11 protein-coding genes and 1 pseudogene are annotated in these 20,976 nt (G+C 38.3%); 4 read left to right on the top strand and 8 right to left on the bottom strand.

Annotated features, from left to right (window positions below; translation table 11 throughout):
* Positions 1–207 precede the first annotated feature (207 nt).
* Positions 208–354, top strand: a pseudogene (locus tag LNTAR_RS26960) (IS3-like element ISKol7 family transposase); the annotation flags it as partial.
* A 245-nt stretch (positions 355–599) separates the two neighbouring features.
* Here the strand turns inward: LNTAR_RS26960 and LNTAR_RS24725 are convergent.
* Positions 600–1,427, bottom strand: a complete 828-nt coding sequence (locus tag LNTAR_RS24725) for a type II secretion system protein (RefSeq protein WP_007276599.1) — start codon at positions 1,425–1,427, stop codon at positions 600–602.
* Positions 1,428–2,207: 780 nt separating this feature from the next.
* Here LNTAR_RS24725 and LNTAR_RS00310 point away from each other — a divergent pair.
* From LNTAR_RS00310 to LNTAR_RS00300, 3 genes are all read left to right on the top strand, one after another.
* On the top strand, positions 2,208–3,773 hold the full coding sequence (locus LNTAR_RS00310) for a glycoside hydrolase family 32 protein (protein ID WP_007276598.1): 1,566 nt from the start codon (positions 2,208–2,210) through the stop codon (positions 3,771–3,773).
* Positions 3,774–3,902: 129 nt separating this feature from the next.
* Positions 3,903–5,813 carry a glycoside hydrolase family 32 protein gene (locus LNTAR_RS00305; RefSeq protein WP_007276597.1) on the top strand — a complete coding sequence of 637 codons (1,911 nt, stop codon included), beginning with the start codon at positions 3,903–3,905 and terminating at the stop codon, positions 5,811–5,813.
* 91 nt (positions 5,814–5,904) lie between these two features.
* Complete coding sequence (locus LNTAR_RS00300; protein ID WP_162026331.1) at positions 5,905–7,506, top strand: glycoside hydrolase family 32 protein; 1,602 nt, start codon at positions 5,905–5,907, stop codon at positions 7,504–7,506.
* Positions 7,507–7,766: 260 nt separating this feature from the next.
* Here LNTAR_RS00300 and LNTAR_RS00295 read toward each other — a convergent pair whose 3' ends face one another.
* The 7 genes from LNTAR_RS00295 to LNTAR_RS00265 all read right to left on the bottom strand — a co-directional run bounded on the left by LNTAR_RS00295 (position 7,767) and on the right by LNTAR_RS00265 (position 20,970).
* Positions 7,767–9,164 (bottom strand): right-handed parallel beta-helix repeat-containing protein, encoded by a 1,398-nt coding sequence (locus LNTAR_RS00295; RefSeq protein WP_083799898.1) that lies wholly within the window; start codon positions 9,162–9,164, stop codon positions 7,767–7,769.
* A 194-nt stretch (positions 9,165–9,358) separates the two neighbouring features.
* Positions 9,359–10,675 (bottom strand): DUF1552 domain-containing protein, encoded by a 1,317-nt coding sequence (locus LNTAR_RS00290; protein WP_007276594.1) that lies wholly within the window; start codon positions 10,673–10,675, stop codon positions 9,359–9,361.
* A gap of 3 nt (positions 10,676–10,678) precedes the next feature.
* Positions 10,679–13,672: a DUF1588 domain-containing protein gene (locus tag LNTAR_RS00285; protein ID WP_007276593.1), complete on the bottom strand. Its 2,994-nt coding sequence runs from the start codon at positions 13,670–13,672 to the stop codon at positions 10,679–10,681.
* Positions 13,673–13,881: 209 nt separating this feature from the next.
* Positions 13,882–14,574, bottom strand: coding sequence for a type II secretion system protein (locus tag LNTAR_RS26385; RefSeq protein ID WP_157473096.1), 693 nt, complete (start codon positions 14,572–14,574; stop codon positions 13,882–13,884).
* 344 nt (positions 14,575–14,918) lie between these two features.
* A complete protein-coding gene (locus tag LNTAR_RS00275; protein WP_007276591.1) occupies positions 14,919–17,132 on the bottom strand; it encodes a beta-propeller fold lactonase family protein in 2,214 nt (737 codons plus the stop codon).
* 9 nt (positions 17,133–17,141) lie between these two features.
* Positions 17,142–18,716: a sialate O-acetylesterase gene (locus LNTAR_RS00270; RefSeq protein ID WP_007276590.1), complete on the bottom strand. Its 1,575-nt coding sequence runs from the start codon at positions 18,714–18,716 to the stop codon at positions 17,142–17,144.
* A gap of 4 nt (positions 18,717–18,720) precedes the next feature.
* Entirely contained in the window at positions 18,721–20,970 is a 2,250-nt protein-coding gene (locus LNTAR_RS00265) for a glycoside hydrolase family 32 protein (protein WP_083799897.1), read from the bottom strand.
* Positions 20,971–20,976: the final 6 nt, after the last annotated feature.

The raw sequence follows: 20,976 nt of genomic DNA, 5'->3' as shown, positions 1-20,976 counted from the left end.
GAAGCCGAAAGGCTTGCTAAAGAATATATTGAACCATCTCAATCAAACAATGAAGTTGAAGCAGCTAAATTTACGGCCAAAGCAAAAGGCTTATTGGATGAAGAACGTATTACTTTGGAACATACTTGGGGATTTTACCTGAACTCTGGTAAAAGAAAGAAACCTGGAGTTTAACTCTTAGTGTTTACAAAGCATATTGGATAAAAACTGGTCTCAGGCAATGGGTGTCAGCCTACTTCAACGCGCTTTATTTCAGAATGTAAGTCCTTGGGTATTCAACAGATTTTTACTTCCTATAATAACCCTAAAGGGAATGCGGATACTGAAAGAGTAATCCATACCATTAAAGAGGATTAATTTTGGCCTCGAGAATGGAATGAATTTATGAGTTGAAAGAAAACTCACTAAGTTGACCCCATATGATTATGAAACTTGGTTCAATGCGAGTTTAGTTTCATGATCACCTTAAAACAACAAGTTGCGACTCTTAACTCTCACTATGTAATGTTACCCCTTGAAAAAAGGGGGCATTACAAATTCTATATCCTCTTTGCTACTTGAGCAAAAAAGCTCGATGAATTAAGCTATTATTAGATCATTTATCTTTCTGCGTTAAACTTACTAAGTAAAGCATCACTTGGATTAGATTCACCAAGAGTTGACCTTGCATTCATATAATGAACTGAACCATCTGTCATGGCCATATTCACTTTGCCATTTCCATCATGACCCATAAAGATTTCAGGATATAGATATGAATAAGTAATAAAAGTATCATAATATTCTTTTGAATATATCCCCTCATTGTAATTTAAAACCCTTCCTACAAGCATCATATCTGCTGCCGTTGGAGCACCTCCCCACTTTTCAGTAAATAAAATAGTACCACTAGGACTCACAATATGAGTCAGTTTACGACTAAATATAGTGGTATCCGTGGCCGCATTTAAAAAAACCCCAGGGTGACGGCTATCATTTTTTATATATCTATTTGCTGCATAGGTCTTTTTTCTAAAACGTGCATCATCAACACAACTTCTCTTAGTTTCATCTGTGGGACATAAAAAAACCTGTGTTGAAATACTTTCATATTCACCTGTAAACAAAAACCCATCCGGGTATTCTCTTCCACTCAAGTAAGTGCCTATTTGAGTATCCCAACTGTCTTTATTTGCGACGGGACGATTTATGTAAGTACCACCTACCCAAGCACCCGAATATGACGTTGGGAAACGATTATCATTATCCTCACAAAAAGCGAATAAGGCTATTCCTATTTGTCTTTCATTATTCCCACAAAGAGCAAGGCGTGCCTTTTCTCGTGATTTACTCAAGACAGGAATAAGTATGGATACTAGAATACCAATAATCGCAATTATAACCATCAACTCAAGTAATGTGAATTTTTTCTTAAGTTTAATTTTCATTTCACCCTCAACATTAATTAGTCTTTATAGTCATATACCGGAGGTTTTTTACTTTTGGATGTAGGAAAATTAAATAAATGAGCCTTTTGCAAAAATCTGATTTCTGATTGATAAGTTCACGTACTTTTAAAAAACCTGCTCACACATTAGTTTTACAAACAATTTTGTACAAGTATGTCTAATTGTGACACAATGCTATCATGACGTTTTGTTTTGAGATATGTTTTAAAACGAATTTAAAGAACTGATTGGCGGTAATGGCAATGAATCCAAACATTTAGTGCGCCAAAACTGTCCGGTGTTCTTTAACTCTGATGGTTTTTCCACCATAGCACTCCTTGAGATAAGAATAACTCTTTCAACGCTTGAGCGTTCATTGTATCGCCTTTTTTCTAAAGGCTCAAGCGGTAGAGTCTCGAATTACGTGGCCGATAATTTGATCTGAACAATTTGTGACAACCATCTTCTCATGAACCTTTTGACAAAGTTATGTACTCGCTATGTCTGCGAAGACACGTGAAAACTTACTTTCCTGTGGGGGTGCTTTACTTAAATTCCCAGCCACACAAACGTCGAAGTGTCGGTGCTGATCCAAGATAGGTAATTAAACTACAGCTGTTATCCAAGTTGTACACAGCTTTAGCTACCAAGGCTTTCAAGGTGCTTAAACGATCTTTTAACATACGTCCTATTAAAAATAGCCGTATTTAAATATAGAACAAACATCCAATTGTTATTAAAACTGAGTATATGATATAAAACAGATAGAGGAAATTATTAATGAAGATACCTAAAAAATTACTCAGTTTTATCGGCCTTGGGGTTTGTACCTTGTGCCCCCCTGAACTGAACGCACAGGCTGACCCACTTTTTAACCCTAAGCATCTTAACTTTGAAAGTTACAAAGATATTGGCTATAATCAAAAATATCGTCCACAGTATCATTTCACTTCACGTAAAAACTGGCTCAATGACCCCAATGGCTTGATCTACTATGCAGGCGAATATCACATGTTTTTTCAGCATCACGCACTCAAAAATGCTAATGGTACAAAATCATGGGGCCATGCAGTAAGTAGCGATATGATACACTGGACACAACTCGAACACGCCATCGTACCCTATAAAATTCCCAATGAACACATTAGCGCAGAATTTGCCAAAAAATGGGATGGTGAAGTGGCTATTTGGTCGGGAACCACAGTTATTGACCACAAGAATATACTTGGTAAACAAATAGGCAACATAAAAACTATGGTGGCCTACTTTACCGCTACGGCACGTCCAGAATTCTTTCAGGCAGCAGCTTATAGCACCGATAAGGGACGCACATTCAAATTGCTCAAGGATGGTGGTGTCATTCTTCCTAATCAAGGTTTACTCAAGGGAGAACGCGACCCCAAAGTTTTTTGGCATGAAGCAAGCCAGAAGTATGTCATGCTCATTTGGATAAAGGCAGGTGAATGGGGCAATAAAGACAAGCTCTCGGGGGTGCGATTTTTTACTTCAGAAAACCTACTCGATTGGAAGGCCACTAGTTCTTTAGATCGCAAATGGTTTGCGGAATGCATGGACATAGTAGAGATCCCTGTAGATGACGATATCAATAATAAAAAATGGGTTTTGTATGACGCCAGTTTCGATTACGAAATCGGCGATTTCGATGGCGATAAATTCAAGTCTGATAAGGTGACCTTAAAAGGTGATTACGGTTTCCATTATTACGCTGCACAAACCTTCAACAATAGTCCCGATGGACGTAGTATTATGATTGGATGGCTCAATGATCGCAAACACTCTCCATTTGTAGAATCAAAAATGCCTTTTGACCAGCAGATGTCGATTCCGACAAAGATGACTCTGAGAACAACCCCCGAGGGTATTCGCCTATTTCGTTGGCCAGTAAAAGAGCTTGAGAGCCTTTATATAAAAAGTACCCGTTTTGAATCTACCACACTTAAGGCACTTAATACTCAACTCAAAAAGCTCAATTCCGATCTAATCGACTGCACCGTTGAACTACAGCCAAGGGCTGATTTGGAATTCAACTTCCGCGGCATTAAAGTGAAATATGATCACAAGAGTCAAACTCTACAGCCCATAAAAATACTTAAAAAGAATCATAAAAGTCGTAGACTTCCCGCAGCGCTCTCAGGTGGTAAACTTAAACTGCGTGTACTCATTGACCAGGCTTCCATCGAGATTTTTGTCAACGAGGGCTCGCATGTCGGAACCTATCTAGGATTGACTCAAGAGAATAACAAAACAGTGCAACTCTCGGGTCATAATGACACTGTTATCAACGCTTTCACTTTCCATCAGCTCAAATCTGTTTGGCATCAATAAGGCTCACTAATGGCCTCATTCTCAACAAGCAAAACAATCTAAAAATTTAGTTTTTAAAATAAACACTAGCTGATTAATCAAGATTAATTATACCTAGAACATAGCGCTATTTTAGCCAAGGAAAAAAATATGACCCCTATAAAACACTATAAAGCCCTGCTGATTTTATTATTTTTTACACTGATGACGAATAGCTTATTTGCGGCGGAGACGAATTATCCCAAGTTTCGTCAAGAAGTAAAAGTTACGGGAAAAAATATGCTTATACCGGTAATTCTCCCCAATAGAAGCCTAGCAAAAGAAGCACAGCAAAAACAATTCCGCAAAATTCAGTTAAGCGTGTTTGTCGATGGTCAAATACTCCATAGACAATACTTGACTTTGCCGCTCAATCCGGAAAAAGATGCTTTTACCTGGGGTTATCTTGACATGAGTGAGTATGTCGGGAAGACCGCTATCCTCGCTTGCAACAGTGAAGGAGAACAGGAATTATTAAAATTTATTAAATTCAGTGATCAACAAGGTGAATTTAAAGAGCCACTCTACTCGGAAGTCGGTCGCCCACAATTCCATTTCACACCTAAGCACATGTGGAACAACGACCCTAATGGCTTGTACTATCTTGACGGCCTGTACCATATGTCTTTTCAAAATAGTGCCATAAACATGGGCTGGGGAAATATGTATTGGGGTCATGCGGTCAGTAAGGATCTTCTGCACTGGGAAGAAAGTAGTGAATGGCCACGAGTCTTACGATCCGGTGGACGCGGCCATAAAAACCGTCATCCCTCGATGGCGCTTGGTGAATGCTTTTCTGGTGGCGCTGCGGTTGATGTAAAAAATGTTCTCGGCCTGCAAAAATCAGGTGGCCCGCAAACAGTTATCATTGCCTATACAGATACTCAACTCGGTGAATGTATTGCCATTTCAACTGATGGTGGCAAACGCTTCGTCACTCAGGCAGAGACGAACCCCGCTTTTGTACACCCATCGCCAAAAACGATTCCTGAAAGATTCAAAAAATTCTACCGCCATGCCGGTAAAAGTCATGGTCGCGACCCGAAGCCCTTCTGGCATGAGCCGACCGAAAGTTGGGTCATGGTGAGCTACCTCATGGGCCTTGATCCCACCATGGCCTCGGGTCATATGGTCTTTTATACGAGCAAGGATTTAAAAAGTTGGGAATTCGCCTCCAAGACCGAAAAATACTTCCCAGAAGACTATGAAGAAAAGAAAAAGCGCAGTGACTGGAGCATAAAAGATTTTCATGAATGCCCTGACTTTTTTCAACTGCCGGTAGATGGTGATGAAAACAAGATGAAGTGGGTCCTCATTGGTGGCATGATGAAGTATCAAGTCGGCGATTTTGATGGCAAAACTTTTACTCCAGATGAAAAGACATATCATCAGGGGATGTTTGGTGACATGAAAGCCGGCCAGGCATTTTCAAATGCTCCTAATGGTCGTGCTATTTACCTTATGTGGTCACGTATCCGTCCCCACTTGAGCAAGCCACGCCCGCCATTTCAGCAGGGTATGACCCTACCAGTTGAATTTAAATTAATGAGTACCGCGGCAGGTTTAAGACTTAGCTACCACCCCATCAAAGAGATGAAAAACATAAAAGGCAAAGAGCTTTTTTCCATTAAAAATCAACAAGTAACTTCAGGTAATGACTTGGTTTTCGATCCACTAATGGACACCATTGAGGTAGAACTAATTGCAAGGGCCTCTGCTAAGACAGATCTAATAATAGTCAAATTTGGCGCTTCTGAAGTGAAATATGAAATCAATTCAGGTAAAGTCAAAGGAGCAAAAATCATGCGCGCACCCAAAGCGGGCGAGAAATTTACCATGCGATTTATTATTGATAAAGCTCAGTGGAACTTATTTTTCAATGAAGGCCTGAGCTATCAGCACTATGCGCGCATGGATCCGGGTAAAGCCCTCAAACAATTCAGGATTTCAACCGCGCCTGGCGGCTCAGTTAAAATTGATAGCCTTAAGGTTTATGAGCTTAAATCCATTTGGAATAAGTAAGCAGTACATCAAATTCCTGATACCTCTGATCATAACTATAAATTTAAAGGATAGCACGACAGCATTAGCTGATTAGATGCTTATTAAATATATGAAATCCATACATATTTATTCATTGCTAAGTCTACTTATAGCATTTAGTTGCTCTGCTTTAGCGGCAACGGAAAATCAATACGATAATTTTCACACCTACAAAGATACGGATTACCAACAAGCATATCGACCAAAATTTCATTTCACTTCTAAGAAAAACTGGATTAATGACCCTAATGGCATGCTCTATTACGACGGTGAATATCATCTCTTTTTTCAGCATAATCCGCTAGGAACCGGCTGGGGGAACATGGCCTGGGGTCACGCCGTAAGTAAAGATATGGTTCACTGGGAACAGCTGCCCCACGCCATAACGCCCTATGGTAGTGGCTATATATTTTCAGGTACAGGTGTGGTAGACCACAATAATTCACTAGGCAAACAGGTGAAGAATACAAAAACACTTGTTCTTATGTATTCTTACGCCTTAGATACTCGCCCAAATTTTGGCGCACTCACCCCGCCTAAAGAAACAGCCTACTACCAGGGCATAGCTTATAGTACTGATCGAGGAAGGACCTTTGAACTACTCAATGATGGAGCTCCTATCATCCCCTTCCAGGGACGTGATGTAGATCCTAAAGGGACTCAACGAGATCCCAAACTGTTTTGGCACCAAGAAAGTCAAAAGTGGGTCACTCTACTTTGGCTTGGCGAAAGCAGTGGTGGGAAAATCAGAGTTTTTAGTTCTGATAATCTTGTCGATTGGGAATTTGAAACAGACATGACACGAAAGTGGGCTCATGAATGCTTTGACCTTTTAAAACTTCCTATACTCAACGCCGACGGTTCAATGCCTGATGAAGTTCAATACAAATGGTTGATGTACGACGGCAGCTTCGATTACGAAATTGGACATTTTGATGGTAAGAACTTCAAGGCTGAACAAAAAGTGAAAAATCACAAACTTGGTCATTGGAACGCAGCCCAAACTTTCAATAATAGCCCTGATGGACGTGCCGTTATTATAGGCTGGTTAAAAAATTCTGACTTCTGGCGCTATAAAATGCCTTTTACAGAACAGCTCTCTTTTCCCGCCACCCTGGAGTTAAGAAAAGTCGGTAATGAAATACTGCTTTATCGCTGGCCCGTTAAGGAAATCTCATCCTTATACACTCAAAGCTGGAAACTCAATTCTGCCAAAACTCTGATGCAAGCCAACAGCTTCCTAAAAAAGATCTCGCCGGAGTGTTTTGACATGACGCTATCTATTAGCGCTAAGGAAAACTTCTCGCTCATTATCAGAGGTAGTATTTTAAGTTATAACCACTCAAAAAACCAGTTGAATTTTATAAGTCAAAAGAACCAGATAAAAAAGCTTGATTGGGATAAGCTCCGCCCCGAAGCTCAAAAGAATCGTAAGAATTGGCAATTACGTCCAGACCAATTCACTTTCTCGAATGTTAAAAATACAAGCGCCAATATAGGAATGAGAATTTTAGTAGATCGCGGTTCCTTTGAAATCTTCTTCAATCAAGGACAACAAGTTCTTACGCATTCAGAAATTTCTGACTTAAATAATAAAAACATTCAATTCAAAGGCGAATCAAGCATAATCAGTTCACTGACTATCCACGAAATAAAAAGCTCATGGGAATAACGCAACCAAACTTATGACTCAAGGGTTAAGAAGAAATCTAAACCCGCAATATTTTAGTACTAAGACAGATATGCTTGTTTGATTAAAAGACTAGATTCTAAGCTCTAGCTTTAGAGTGGTGCTTGAACTTAGAGTCTTATAATAATCAGACATTTTATCTACTCGAAAAGACACTAATTACGCGCGGTTCCGAACTTAAAACCATGCTTAACTTAGTTACTTGTGGCACATAAGCTTTTTAGCGAAATAAGTTAGCTTTGCTATTTTTCAAAAAGATCTTTCACTAATTTGGTTTGGCTTTTAAGTACATTGCCCTTGAACAGGACCTTTGAGCATGGCATATCAATGTTTTTCTCTCGATTACCAATAAGTCCAATATCAGCAAGCTTACTTGTCTCAATTCTATTACCTTTAATATACACATCTCGGCACCAATTAAGCTCAATGCCATATCGCATCGATCCAGATATGATATTATCAATAATGTCAACGTGCATCGTTGGACCATACTTATCTTTAGGGAGAGGTGATTTTTTATTAGGGCGTTCTACGTTGGGTGCGGCTAGCCGGATACCATTCCAATAGGAATTCTTAATTGTATTACCCTTTATCAAGCAATGGTAGCCCTGACTTAATGCGCCACCAAAATAAATCCCATACTGATCCTCTCGTTTCTGATTTGCTCTTCCTGACCCCTCAATATAATTCTCTATAATATACATATGGTTCTGGCCATCAGCGATTTCAACACCTCCAGTCCTAGCATTTAATATCTTATTTTTTATAATGAGATTCTTTTCACCTGTGTTTAAATTTCCGTGTGAGTCAAAAGCTACTCCATGAGCAAAATCCCCGCCTGGAAGAAGCCCCGTATCTTTAATGATATTCTCGGATACTTCACTAAAACTTCCTCCATTGGCGAAGATGATTCCATGCGTGGTTGTGCGTTCTACTGCATTTTTTGTTATAAGAGCATTACTGACTCCGTCAAACATCGCGATCCCTGCCCTACCTGTATTTTGTATGTCACAGTCTTCAATTAAAACATATTTACTTTTCGAACCCTTACACAAGATCCCACAAGCACCTACCTCCCTAATAATAACCTTACTGATATTTACTCTGGTAGAGTCATTTACGCTCATTATTCCATTTGTCTTACATTTTCCAATGCCACCACCCACAATAGTAAAGTTAGAGATAACAACACTATCGACGCCGTCGAGGACGATAGCCGCAGGCAGAGTCAATGTTGGTATCAAAGTGACACGCCCCTCTCCTCTTAGCACTTGGTTCTGACGAGGTTTAAGTGGCTGATCTAAAATGTACTCCCCAGATTTCAAGACAAAATCAACGCTATTACCTTTGTTTTCTATTGCTAATCGGTTAAAGAGTTGTCCCATACTTTTTCCAGTTAGAATCATCTTGCCTGATTTTGAATTAGCACTAAAGCCACTTGCTGTCCCGGATAGATAAATCTCTCTTCTAATTCTATCCTTAAACCCCTTTTTCACTCGAGACTGAATATAGGCTTTATAAGATGTCGGAGCTTTAAGTCTTCCTTGTATATATGAGATTTCATAAGGTTTAAATGGTTCTCCAGCCTGTATAAAAAAGTCTCCGATGAACAGGAAAACTAACATAGAAATTCGCATCATTTCACTCCCTCTATGAAGATCATAGATAGATACTGTTTTAAGGTGTAATATTGATATTTTTTAAGTAGTTGAATACTCATGAAAGTTTCTAGCCTTTTATATTTTGTTTTGCTAAATAAAAACTGCCCATTGCCTTGGCATGGTAGTTTTTATGATTCTCTTAATTAATATAAAACTACCGCGGTGTTAATTGTTTAAACGGATTTGAATATATTGTGAAGTTCATTGTTACTGTCGCCAAATTTCTGAGCGTTTATACCGAAGTGTTTTATGGTACTAAGCCATAGGTTGCCAAGGGGAGTAACATTCTCTTTATAAGTGTAGTGTTTACCTTGTTGTATGCCTTCTCCACCGCCCCCAGCCATTATCATAGGAATGTTTTTGACTACATGATGAACTCTTATGCCAGTTCCAAAAAATATAAGCGTATTATCTAGCAAACTTGAACCATCAATTTCTTTAGTGTTCTTTAATTGCCTAATGAGATATGCCAATAATTCCGCCAATTTTTTATCGCGATCAATCTGACATTGTAAATCTTGACTATGTCTGGCCCAATGACTCATGGCATGAGTATTTTGTTGATAGCCCATCTGCTGCAATAAACCAATTGATGACATTCTATAGCTAATGACACGAGTTAAATCCGTACGAAAAATTTCAGTCATCAGATCAAAAGATGTTTTGATCTTCTCTTCTTCATTTAGTGCGCCTGAAGGGATCTGAAATTTTGTTTTTGGAAAAGGTCTACCTGCCCAGGCCATATCTTTTTGAATTCTTTTTTCAATACTTCTCAAACTATCTGTAAACTGTGAAAGTCTCTCTTTATCCTCTTTTGAAATAACCCTGGCCAATGATTTGGTCCCTCCATTCGAGAGGACTAATAAACTTCTATGCTTACTAAGCTGCTTTCTTCTTTCACTCACTGTAAGGTCTGGGTCGCCAAATGATCTTTTATATATATCACTTAAACTATTCAAACCATTTAAGAACTCTCCATTTTCATTACAAGACATCGAGGTTCCACCTCCCCAACCATCATGATTACCTGTTCTACCATTGATCTGCATTGAACTTATGCGGGTGTACTTACCCACTTTTTTGGCAATCACTTGATCTACCGATACGGTATTGGTAAAAGACCTCAAAGGGTTTGAATCGACATTAGCACATGTCAAAAATGTATCGCAACCAGCATGAGGTCTTCTTGCATGAATCGGCGATAAATTACTTATGAAAGATACATCATTTTTATAGTTCGCTAAACCTTGTAGACTTGAACTTAGTTCGAAATCTTTAACCTTTTCCTGACTACTGCAATGCCATTTGTGTTGGACATTATTTGGAAACCATCCCTGATCATAATGCCCATAACCGTAAGCAATAAAGATGACTCTTTTAGGTGGGGTTAGAGATTTAGCTAAGGCACTACTCTCAAAAATAGGAAGTAGAGCTCCTAGGCCCGCTGCTTTTATTAAACTTCTTCTATTAATACTTGATGAAAGGCTCATAATTCAGGATCCTCTAAAAGTTTTAGATGCCACTATCGACTTGATAATATTGCGAATTTTAAAGTTTGAAGATTTATTCGCATTATAAATCGCATCAATTTCAGCTTGGTCGACAATGCTGATTGGTCGATGAATCGCGTAGCTCATTAATGCTTTTATAAAACCTTTGACAAATTGTTCTTCTCGACTCACAAGATACTTTTTCAAATCTTTCACACCATCGAGTTCAAGGCCTGAAGGAAGCTTACTTTTGACATTGATTTCCTCTCCTTGCCAAGAACCATAATGATCAAAACCCTCAAGAACAAAACCCAGTGGATCAAAGCTCCGGTGACAAGAGTTACACTGAGCCTGTTTTGTATGAAAAAACATAAGCTCTCGACTATTAGATAGATTAAGTTTTTTCAAAGCAAATCTTTCTTCTATTGTTTTTTTGATTGACGCGGTTAAATCTGGTACATTAGGTGGTGCAGGTGCAGGTGGATTAAAGAGTAAATTCCTCATAATGTAAACTCCACGCTCTACAGGTGAAGTCCTATTCCCTCGTGAAGTCATCATGAGAAATGATGCATGGCTTGAGATACCTCCCCGTGGATTAGATTTCACTAAAGGTCGAGCGGAAAAGCCTTTTTTATTTGAAATTGGTAAACCATAGTATTTTGCTAACGTATTGTTTATATAGTAATAGTCCGGATTCAGTAAATCTGTTATTGGACGGTTATTTTTAATAATAAATCTCATCGCTTCTGTTGATTCACGCAGCATAGAAAACTTCTTTCGTGGCCACTTTATGAGATTCGTTCTTTGTGCGTGAATCGTAGGATTCAAAGCTATAAAGCGGGAGAGTTCTAACCACTGAAAAACAAAGGAATCAATAAAAGGCAAGATTTTTTCTGAGTCCAGTATTCTGTCACATTCTTTAAAGACGGCTCTCTTACTTAGACTCTGGTTTGCGGCCACCATTTTTTGAAGTTGTAAATCAGGTTGAGAACTTAGCAAAAAGTAAGAAAGCTTATTCACAAAGCTCAATGCCGTTAAGTTTTTATTACTTTTATTAAGTTCGGGTACGATATAGATGAACTCTGGAGAAGAGAGTATCGCTGCCAGCACATCGACAAGTGCATCCTGAGGATCTGCCTCTAATTTAGATTGGCTGAGTAAATGATCTTTTATTTGCTCAAGTTGTGCGAAACTTATATTGCGACCTCGGTATGCTTTAAAAGCAAAGTCTTTAACGATTTTAACGGCCTTTGCTATATCCCATTCACTATACTGACTCAATAGTTCTATTTCTGCTTGAGCTAGATATTGTGACTTCAGTGGACCTTCAAGCTCAATCCAATCTATCCATATTTCCGCATCGCTATCAATCCTTAATTCACGGCCACTACTCTGCCCCCCAAAATTCCAGTTAAAAAATAAAACCTCAGGATTTTTTACTGTGCCTGTTACTTCTTGATAATAGTTTTCATAAGGTTGAAATTCTGGATTAATTAATTGTTTATGAGATGCGGTACTTATAAATGATTGTTGATCTGGCTTAGTATGTATGGTTCCACAACGGATTTTAAGTCGGTATCGACCTTCTTTCATTTTATCAAAATTGTAAATATTCTTGCCTAACAAGGTCATAATAGGAGTGCTTTTAGAATAAATCGCTCCTGTTTTAAAGAGTGGATTATTAATATTCTGCTTGGCAAACTCAAGCTCATTTCCTAGACTTTTTATGAGGTTGTTTAAATTTCCCCGTCGCTGAGTAACTGTTTCCGTCTCCAGTTTTTTTGTATTCTTAATTATTAAGCCTGGCCATTGATTAATCTTCTTTTGAAAATCTTTAATCTTGTTAGTTTCTGATTCATACTTGATTTTAATGACCTTACTATTTTTTTCCCTTAGCAATGCTTTTTCCAAATGGGCTTTGGCAACATTAAAGGATGCTTGCCAATGAACTTCACTAAACAGCTGATCTTGAGCTAATGTATCGAATCGACTGATTTCTGGTGCATCGGGAATAGAACCTAGACTTGTATTAACACCTAAAAGGTTACGATAAGTTAGTTTCAATTCTCTTTTATTTAAAAATCGTATGGGCGGATTAAGACCTCTATTTTGAGTATAATCTTTTGCTTTACTAATCGTTTGTGTCAGTTCATCTATAAAGTTGGTCAACTCTTCATGTGGTATATCCGGCTCATCTTCTGGTGGCATTTCGCTTAAATTAACGGTATCCAAAATATCTTGTAACAATTGAATGCTATGAGCTTTATTCAGTACATCTGGAAGTTTATCAAAGCGTTGGTCACCTTTTTGTTTTATTTCTCCATGGCAGTCCTGGCAACGTTTTTTAATAAAGTGCTTTATTGAACTTGAGAGCTTTATTGTTGACTGATCTTTTACTTGTATACTTGATACTTCAGATGAACTTATCAGATCAATCTCTTCTATTCTTGAGGGCTCTGATGAACTTATCAGTTCAATCTCTTTTATTCTTGAGGGCTCTGATGAACTTATCAGATCAATCTCTTCTATTCTTGAGGGCTCTGATGAACTTATCAGTTCAATCTCTTCTATTCTTGAGGGCTTCAATTGAATATCTACTTCAGCTTTCACGACATGTTCTTCATCAAAAACAGCTTTTCCTGAAAAACTTACTTCTAAGGGTTTACGTTCTAAAGGGGTTTTTAATCGTAGTATTAACAAAATACTTGTAGCAGCTAAAATCAGTGTTAATAAAATTGAGATTATTACTACATTATTTTTTTGTTTATTCTTTCTTTTTCGCTTACTACTCGTCTTCGAAACTTTGAAACTACTTTTCTTAGTCTTTTTTTGACTTAGAACAGTCGCTTGATCTTTATTTAATGATTCAGAATTTTTATCTAATACTGCTTGTTTCGTATCACATTGATCACAACGAACATGAACTCCCACTATTTCTTTAGGAGCTTCAAGTTCAATTCCACAACCGACACAGTTAAATCGTATTCTATCATCCATAAAATCTATAACCGTAAAAACCTATTATTAAATACTCTCTATACTCTGCTAGTTTTATCGTTTGCCTTTTGTATACGAGTTAAGTTCTAAGTCTTTTTATTATGAAACTGACTACTATATCAAAAATCGTTTATTCCATATACTGGGAGATACTTATTTTTGGATGTATCACATACTTATTTAATACAAAATATGCCGCAAACACTTATTTATTTAAATGTAAATCCATCGCCACCGCTCCAAGAAGGGCTAGGTTTATCCCATGCGACCCATTTAGGATTATAATAAAACTTAGCCCAATTCAATGTGGAGGTGTGACCATCTGCAAATAACAAATTAGTCTTCGCACCTACATGTCTAATTTCAACAGTACTTACACTGGTCTCAAAAAAATTAGGCCGTTCTTCAGACTCACAAAGCACCGCTGTTTCTGCGGTATTTGATAAATCTGTAATGCTGATACTTGGGACTTCCTCTGTTTCTGACGTTGGATACCCCTGAAGGTAACTATTGAACGCATAGTTTCTATAATACGAGAGTTTATCTTCTGATTCGAGACTTTCTGGACAGATAAAAACATCGTGATTTTTTAGATACCCATCATCAAGTTTGACTTGATATTCACCAAATAATTTCATGTGAAATGAACCATCTTCATAATAATTCCAGCCTTTAAAGCCCGTTCTTCCTAAACCTAGAATCGTATGATTCGACACAAAGTAATCATTATTATCCTCGACTTGCATATAGATGCCTTGGCCTTGAGTTTTCAGATTTGCATTACATGCCATAGCTAGTGATGTACGCCGAGCTTTACCTAGTACTGGCAATAATAATGAAGCTAGTATACCAATTATCGCGACTACAACTAATAACTCAATCAAAGTGAATTTTTTCTTCATACTAAACTCCTGAATAGTTATAGCTTTAAACAACTGTCGATTTGATTTCTTTACATCGATTCTAATAAAAATTAATTGCCACTCAAAAATCTTGAATACAATGAGTTCTCTATAATCCATATACAGATGAAAATTCATTTATGGATGCGTATCGTTATATTTTGTCCAAATTCCAAGTGGTTTGATGAATTTAATGATACTCATCGTGTGATTAGTTTATCTTTTTGTCGCTCATATAATGAACGAATCGCTCTATTAAATATAGATATATCAAGTAAATAAACCCAAGTATTTTCCAGTGCAAACAGTTGATGATTTATGTATATTTTATTGTCTAATCACAGTTACCGGAAGCTTAATGATACCGGAGATGGCACAGAAATCTTCTCTCCGAACTCTGTTATGATTCCATTTTTCAAATCAATACTAAAGCGCGAGAGATTATTCGACTGAATATTGCAAGATAGCAGGTACTTTCCATCAGGGGAAATAATGAAACTTACGGGTGTCTTACCGCCGCTTGAAACGGTTTCAATAAACTTTAAAGTCCCATTGCCTTTATCTCTTTTAAAAAGGCAGATATTGTCCGGTCCACGATTCGTACAATAAAGGAAGTCTCCACTTGGGTGAATAGCTATTTCTGCAGAATGATTATTTCCTTGAAAATTTTTCGCTAGGCAAGAAATATGCTGAATCTCTTGAAGGTGACCGTCTTGACTCTCATACTTAAAGACTGTTACAGCCCCTCCCATTTGATTTAGGAGATATAAAAACTTACCTTCAGGCCCAAAAATCATGTGCCTGGGGCCATTGAAGTTATTTGAAGATATATCACCATCATAAATCATTGTGCCGTCGTCTTCATTGAAGTTCACTCGGCAAATCCTCCCTCCTCCTATATCAGCTACAAAAAGGTATTTATTGTCCGGAGACGGTATAACACAATGAGGCGCAAAGCCTTTTTGGGGAGTTTTGATTTCCAGATTCTGAACAAGCTTATCCAAAGAACCATCTTCTTTGAGTAAAAATGATGAAATTGAGCTCCCATGAATATTTGCGGTAATCGCAAATTTTAAGCTTTTATCTAGAGCTATATAACAAGGGTCTTTTGGCAAATCTCGAATTTCACTTGTCTTTTTATTTTCTAGAAAAGATTTAAGAATCCCCCCTTCCTTAGTATTACCTGCGCTATACAAAAGCCCTCTACTAGATGTCTTGACGAGTACCGTTCCTGGTTTTTGAAAAAGAAGAGTCGCTTTACTGAGACTGCCATTTTCGGTGTTAAAACGAGCTGAATAAACTCCTTCAGATCCCGTGCCTATGACGACTTGAATAAGCTTGGGATTTATGGACTTTATTTCATTTTGGTAATCGTTTTGAAGAGCTATATCAGCTAGACGCAGTGCAAGATCTCGCTTATTTTGTGGAGCTTGAGGATTTGCTGTTTGGAGGTCTGCACTTATTGCCATAGCGGTATTTTTGATTGACAAACACTTTTTAATGGCTTTCTGAACTTCAACCTTTAGATGCTTTGGCTCAGTGTTGACTAATGGTTCCACAAAGTAAAAGGGCAGTTCCCTCTCGTTCCAAAGCTGACGCCAGCTAGTTATGAGTGCTTTTTGAAGATGAAATAATTCCTTCGGCTTCCTGACATTTCCTTGGTCCCAGATTACACCACGTATAGAAAATGGAATCAATGGGTGAATCATACCATTGAACATTTTAGTAGGTACAATATTGGTAATCCAAAGCTCAGAAGGGATTTCCGGACGGTCGATAGGAGTTTGATTTTTGGCCAGTGCCGCACGCGCTTTAGGAAGCCATAGTTTCATATCGTCTAGATATTTCTGCCAGTTCTTTCTGCCAACTTCACTTGAGGGTCTACCATCATATATTTGTTTCATTGCCCATTGAAGTTGGCGGCTATCGCGATACCCTTCCGCGGGTATCCAGGAAGTCATTGGCGCCCCCCCCTGGCTTGCCTGAATTATACCAATAGGCACTTCTAGTTCTTGATGAAGTTTTTTACCAAAAAAATACGCCAGCCCAGAAAATTCTTTAATATGCTCTGAATCTGCGGTCTTCCACTTCACTTCCACATTTTTATTGGGTAGAGGAGATTGTTGTTTAGCTATAGAGGCCAATCGAATTAGTGATTTATCTGCATTTTTAATTTCATTGGCGCCCTTCAGTGATTTACGTAGAGGATAATCCATACTCGCCATTCCTGCACAGAGCCAAACCTCACCTATGAGTACGTTTTGTATCCTTAAGTGATTTACGGTTAAAACCTGCGCTTTAGAATTGGCCCCTAGAGCTTTAAACTTTACGCTCCAGCATCCGTATTCATCCGCAGTAGTGACGACTTCTTGAGTCGCAAAGCTAAGTTTGATTTGTTCATTGGGTAAGGCGGTCCCCCAAATAGGTATTTCTTTATTCCTTTGGATAACCATGTTATTTGAGAAAATTTCCGGCAGTTTAACTTCTGCATGTGTCGAAAATATAAATAGTGTTAGAAAGAAAGTAATTATTTTCATCATGGTTATTTTTTTAGGCATAGTTTTTCCTTACCAATTATCCGATTTAAAAGGCGCTGCGGGGAGGCCTTCACGGTTATAAAGGTTGCTGTGAATTGGGTTCCATCGGTAAGCATAGCGAACCGCCATAACTTTTTTGACTTTATCGGAACTGACGATTACTGATTTCCCATCTGCACTGATTCTAGCATTTGCCCAATACCATTTTTGATCTTCACCGGCTATCGCAAAACCTTTAAGAGCTGTTGATGTTTTCTTTACAGGTTCTAGCCCCTTTTTCTCACCCACCATAAGACCACTACCTATATGGCTAAAATGAACAATCGCTTCAGCCCCGCTATTATGGAGCTTTTTGAAGAGAGGTCCACTATAGACAAGTTCCTTTCTTCCATATTCTTTGGCAAGTGCCCACAATGAGAGACGCTTGCCCACATCCTGTTTATTTTTAGGGTGAATATTGACGGGGTTGCCAATATCGTACGTGACTGCAAGTCCTGTGTTAGGAAGTTCTAAGGAACGCTTTTGAGCTTCACGAATTTTTGCATAACCATCCCCCCCTTCCGCTTTTTCATTAAATTTATGAAGATTAGCTAATTGTACTGTGTAAAAGGGGAATTCTCCTTGTCCCCAAAGTTCACGCCAACTCTCGATCAAGGCTTTTTTCTTAAAGAAGTAATAATCACCCTGGCCCCAACTTGACTCGCCCTGATACCATACCACTCCCCGAACACCATAGGGAATAATTGGGTGTATCATGGAATTGAATATTTTAGTCATGCCGTGATGTGTAACTGGCATTCCACTATCTGGTCGGTCCGGCATATTAAGTGGGAGGCTTCCCTGAGAAACACGTTTTTCAGCTCCAGGTAGCCAACTTTCTAATTCATCTAAATAGTCATTCCATTTCTGTTTATTCTTATCATTCACAGGTAAAATTTTATGGAGTTCTATTTTATCTTTTTCCAGTTCTGCAACCATATTAAAACCAAGTTCAGGTATCCAGGGTTCAATTCCGGTTCCACCCCAGCTTGCATCAATAATACCAATAGGAATCTTTAGACTTTTATAAAGAGAACGAGCAAAAAAGTAGCCGACAGCGGTATAATCTTTGGCTGTTTCTGGAGAGCAGACAGTCCATTCACCTTTAACATCCGTACGTGGAAGGTTGGCCGCCGTTCTTGTTAGGTTTAGTTGTCTAATGGCGGGGAATTTGGCCGCCGCTATTTCTTCTTTAGAATTGAATGCACCGCTAAGGCGCCACTGCATATTGGACTGGCCAGAACAAATCCAAACTTCCCCTACTAAGACATTTTTAATAGAGTGATTGGCAATTGTAAGTGTCTGCCCTTCTAGATTGGCCTCCATAGGCTTAAGCTTAAGCAGCCACTTACCATCTTTGTCAGCCTTGGTACTTATACTTTGATCCCCAAAACTTACATTTATCAATTCACCAGGACTAGCCCAACCCCATATAGGAACAGAAATATTTCTTTGGAGAACCATATGGTCATTAAAGAAAGCTGGGGTTTTAACTTCTGCTTGGAGTGATGCAGTCATAAACACCAGCAAGAGTGATAATAGAGATGTTTTACGTTTTGTCTGCATCTTTTTATTCTCCATTCTTTTTCAAAATTGATTTCATTGGATACACTTTAAAGTTATTTATTAGGACTTTATCAGTCCCTGAAACTTCTGCACTAAAAGTAATTTTGTTTAAGTGACTACCAGAAAGGTTTTTTCTTTCATGTAATTTATATGCATAACCATCAGCCATAAAGAACTCAATTGTGGGGCGATCTACTAGAATCCTAAGGGTAACTTTACCACCTTTCATAGGAACATGATGATCATCAAAACGCTGTGATTCAAAATCATAGGTCATTTCCATATTTTGAATCTTTAGTGAGAAACTTTTTGGTGAACCTTTTTTTTCTATACTCAGACAAATATCATAAAGGTCTCCAGCTAGAGCTAGAGCGTACACCTTTACATTCTTATTAAGTTCTATTGTACTCGTATCAATTTCTATTTTTCTGCGGAGTTTTTTTATTTCATATACAGGATTAGCATATAAATGAACCTTGCCACCATCAACAGTTTTCAGGCATAAGTCCATTGGAATTGTAAAGCCTTGATTAAAAACTGTATTATCAGTATCAAATCCTGCCCAAGCAATATACACAGCACGGCCATCGGGAGTATTACTGAAACATTGTCCGGCATAACAGCTTCCTGAAATTATTGTAGTCTGCTTCTCCTTAGTGTCTGGAATAAATTTCTCCCCATTAAAATCTCCTACAAAATATTTACCATTAGCCTCCATTAAAACCCATTTTTTATTATTCTTGTCGCCATCTATGGCTAACTCTAAAAACTCAGGGCATTCGTGCATATCTAGAAAATTTTGTTTTAATTCCCAACTTTGTAAATCCTTGCTAGTAAAAATGGGATAATGCTTACCATGCTGCTTATTATCAAGGCAACTCACTGCAATCCATTGCTGAGTAGGTTTATGATAAACCACCTTTGCATCACGCCCACTAAGTCCGAGGGGGTATTGTTTCATCCAACGTTTAAAGTTGATTCCATCTTGAGAAGAAAAGATTGCGATACCGGCGTTCATATCTGAATTAAAGAGCAGTAAAGTTTTCTTCTCTGCCGTATTTAAACCGAGTGAGTTATTATGATCAATATTTCCACTTCCGGAAAAACACGCCCCCGTTGCCATCGAATCATGACGCATATTTAATGGAAGCCCTTTGCCACCTCCAGAACGTAAGGCACGCTTATGTTCCGTCCATTCAATCAAATCAGGACTTGATGCATGCCCCCAATACATATTCCCCCAGCTTGTCCCAAGAGGATTACATTGCCAAAAAAGATGGTATTTCCCGTCGTAGTAGACCATACCATTGGGATCATTATTCCACCCTTGAAGTTGTGAGAAGTGAAATTGAGGTCGGAATTTATCGAAATGTTGCAGCTGTAATAAGCGGGGTTCGGCAGAACACTGAATCATTTTTTGAATATTACTATTAACTTTTGCCTCAAGGGCAATAATTGCTTTTTTGCCAATCATATCGCTCATATCTAGGTATCCCCACCAAGCGACATCCTCATCTTTCATCGCCAAACAAACTGATATCGAATGAATTATTACATCATCGACTTTAATGTCCATTTGTCTAGCAGTACCAAATTTAGCCACAGGAAAAATCAATAATTTCTCAGTAATATTTATCGGTAGCACCAAGGGCTCATAGCCAATTTTCTTATTGCTTTGAACAATATGGTCTACAAGAATAAGTCCCCAATAGCCAGGGCTTTTATCGTAGATTAGTATTTGGGCTTTTTGTCCTTTATATTTTTTGACCGGAATACTAGTTTCGTTAAGATTATACCCTTTAACTGCCGCTATGCTCAGAACTTCTTTTCCGTCAACTAGAAGTTTTACTCCAGCATCATTCACAAATGGAGAACCCCCAAGAAGTAAATTTATGTAGTCTCGTTCAACAAGAAATTCAGGACTCTTTAGGCTGCCCACATGCTTCAAGCTTTTATCCATATAAGAACTTGCAAAACCCTTACCCCGAAAACCTTTAATTTTGTATGTGTTTTTATACTTTATATTGGCTGGTCCCTTTCTGAACGCATATCCTTCTTGTTGCCACTTGCTAAAACTACTCTCTTCAAAGTCTGCAATGAGTATGTCGGCTTCTTGAGCGAAGGCACTGGTGAGATTGCAACAGACCACTACACAAAGTACCACAAGTACCTGAAACATATTAGAAGATTTCTCAACTAAGGATTTTCCAATAGTATGAACCATAAGGGTAAAGGTATAGTGAAGCAGTTCCATTTTATT

It is taken from the genome of Lentisphaera araneosa HTCC2155 (assembly GCF_000170755.1).
Classification (GTDB): domain Bacteria; phylum Verrucomicrobiota; class Lentisphaeria; order Lentisphaerales; family Lentisphaeraceae; genus Lentisphaera; species Lentisphaera araneosa.
This window is presented reverse-complemented; position numbering and strand designations above follow the sequence as displayed.

Excerpts from the sequence above, each read along its gene's own strand:
- LNTAR_RS00270 (WP_007276590.1), bottom strand. The coding sequence starts at position 18,716 with ATGCAGACAAAACGTAAAACATCTCTATTATCACTCTTGCTGGTGTTT.
- LNTAR_RS00295 (WP_083799898.1), bottom strand. The coding sequence starts at position 9,164 with ATGATGCGAATTTCTATGTTAGTTTTCCTGTTCATCGGAGACTTTTTT.
- LNTAR_RS00310 (WP_007276598.1), top strand. The coding sequence starts at position 2,208 with ATGAAGATACCTAAAAAATTACTCAGTTTTATCGGCCTTGGGGTTTGT.
- LNTAR_RS26385 (WP_157473096.1), bottom strand. The coding sequence starts at position 14,574 with ATGAAGAAAAAATTCACTTTGATTGAGTTATTAGTTGTAGTCGCGATA.
- LNTAR_RS00285 (WP_007276593.1), bottom strand. The coding sequence starts at position 13,672 with ATGGATGATAGAATACGATTTAACTGTGTCGGTTGTGGAATTGAACTT.
- LNTAR_RS00305 (WP_007276597.1), top strand. The coding sequence starts at position 3,903 with ATGACCCCTATAAAACACTATAAAGCCCTGCTGATTTTATTATTTTTT.
- LNTAR_RS00265 (WP_083799897.1), bottom strand. The coding sequence starts at position 20,970 with ATGGAACTGCTTCACTATACCTTTACCCTTATGGTTCATACTATTGGA.
- LNTAR_RS24725 (WP_007276599.1), bottom strand. The coding sequence starts at position 1,427 with ATGAAAATTAAACTTAAGAAAAAATTCACATTACTTGAGTTGATGGTT.
- LNTAR_RS00290 (WP_007276594.1), bottom strand. The coding sequence starts at position 10,675 with ATGAGCCTTTCATCAAGTATTAATAGAAGAAGTTTAATAAAAGCAGCG.
- LNTAR_RS00275 (WP_007276591.1), bottom strand. The coding sequence starts at position 17,132 with ATGCCTAAAAAAATAACCATGATGAAAATAATTACTTTCTTTCTAACA.
- LNTAR_RS00300 (WP_162026331.1), top strand. The coding sequence starts at position 5,905 with ATGAAATCCATACATATTTATTCATTGCTAAGTCTACTTATAGCATTT.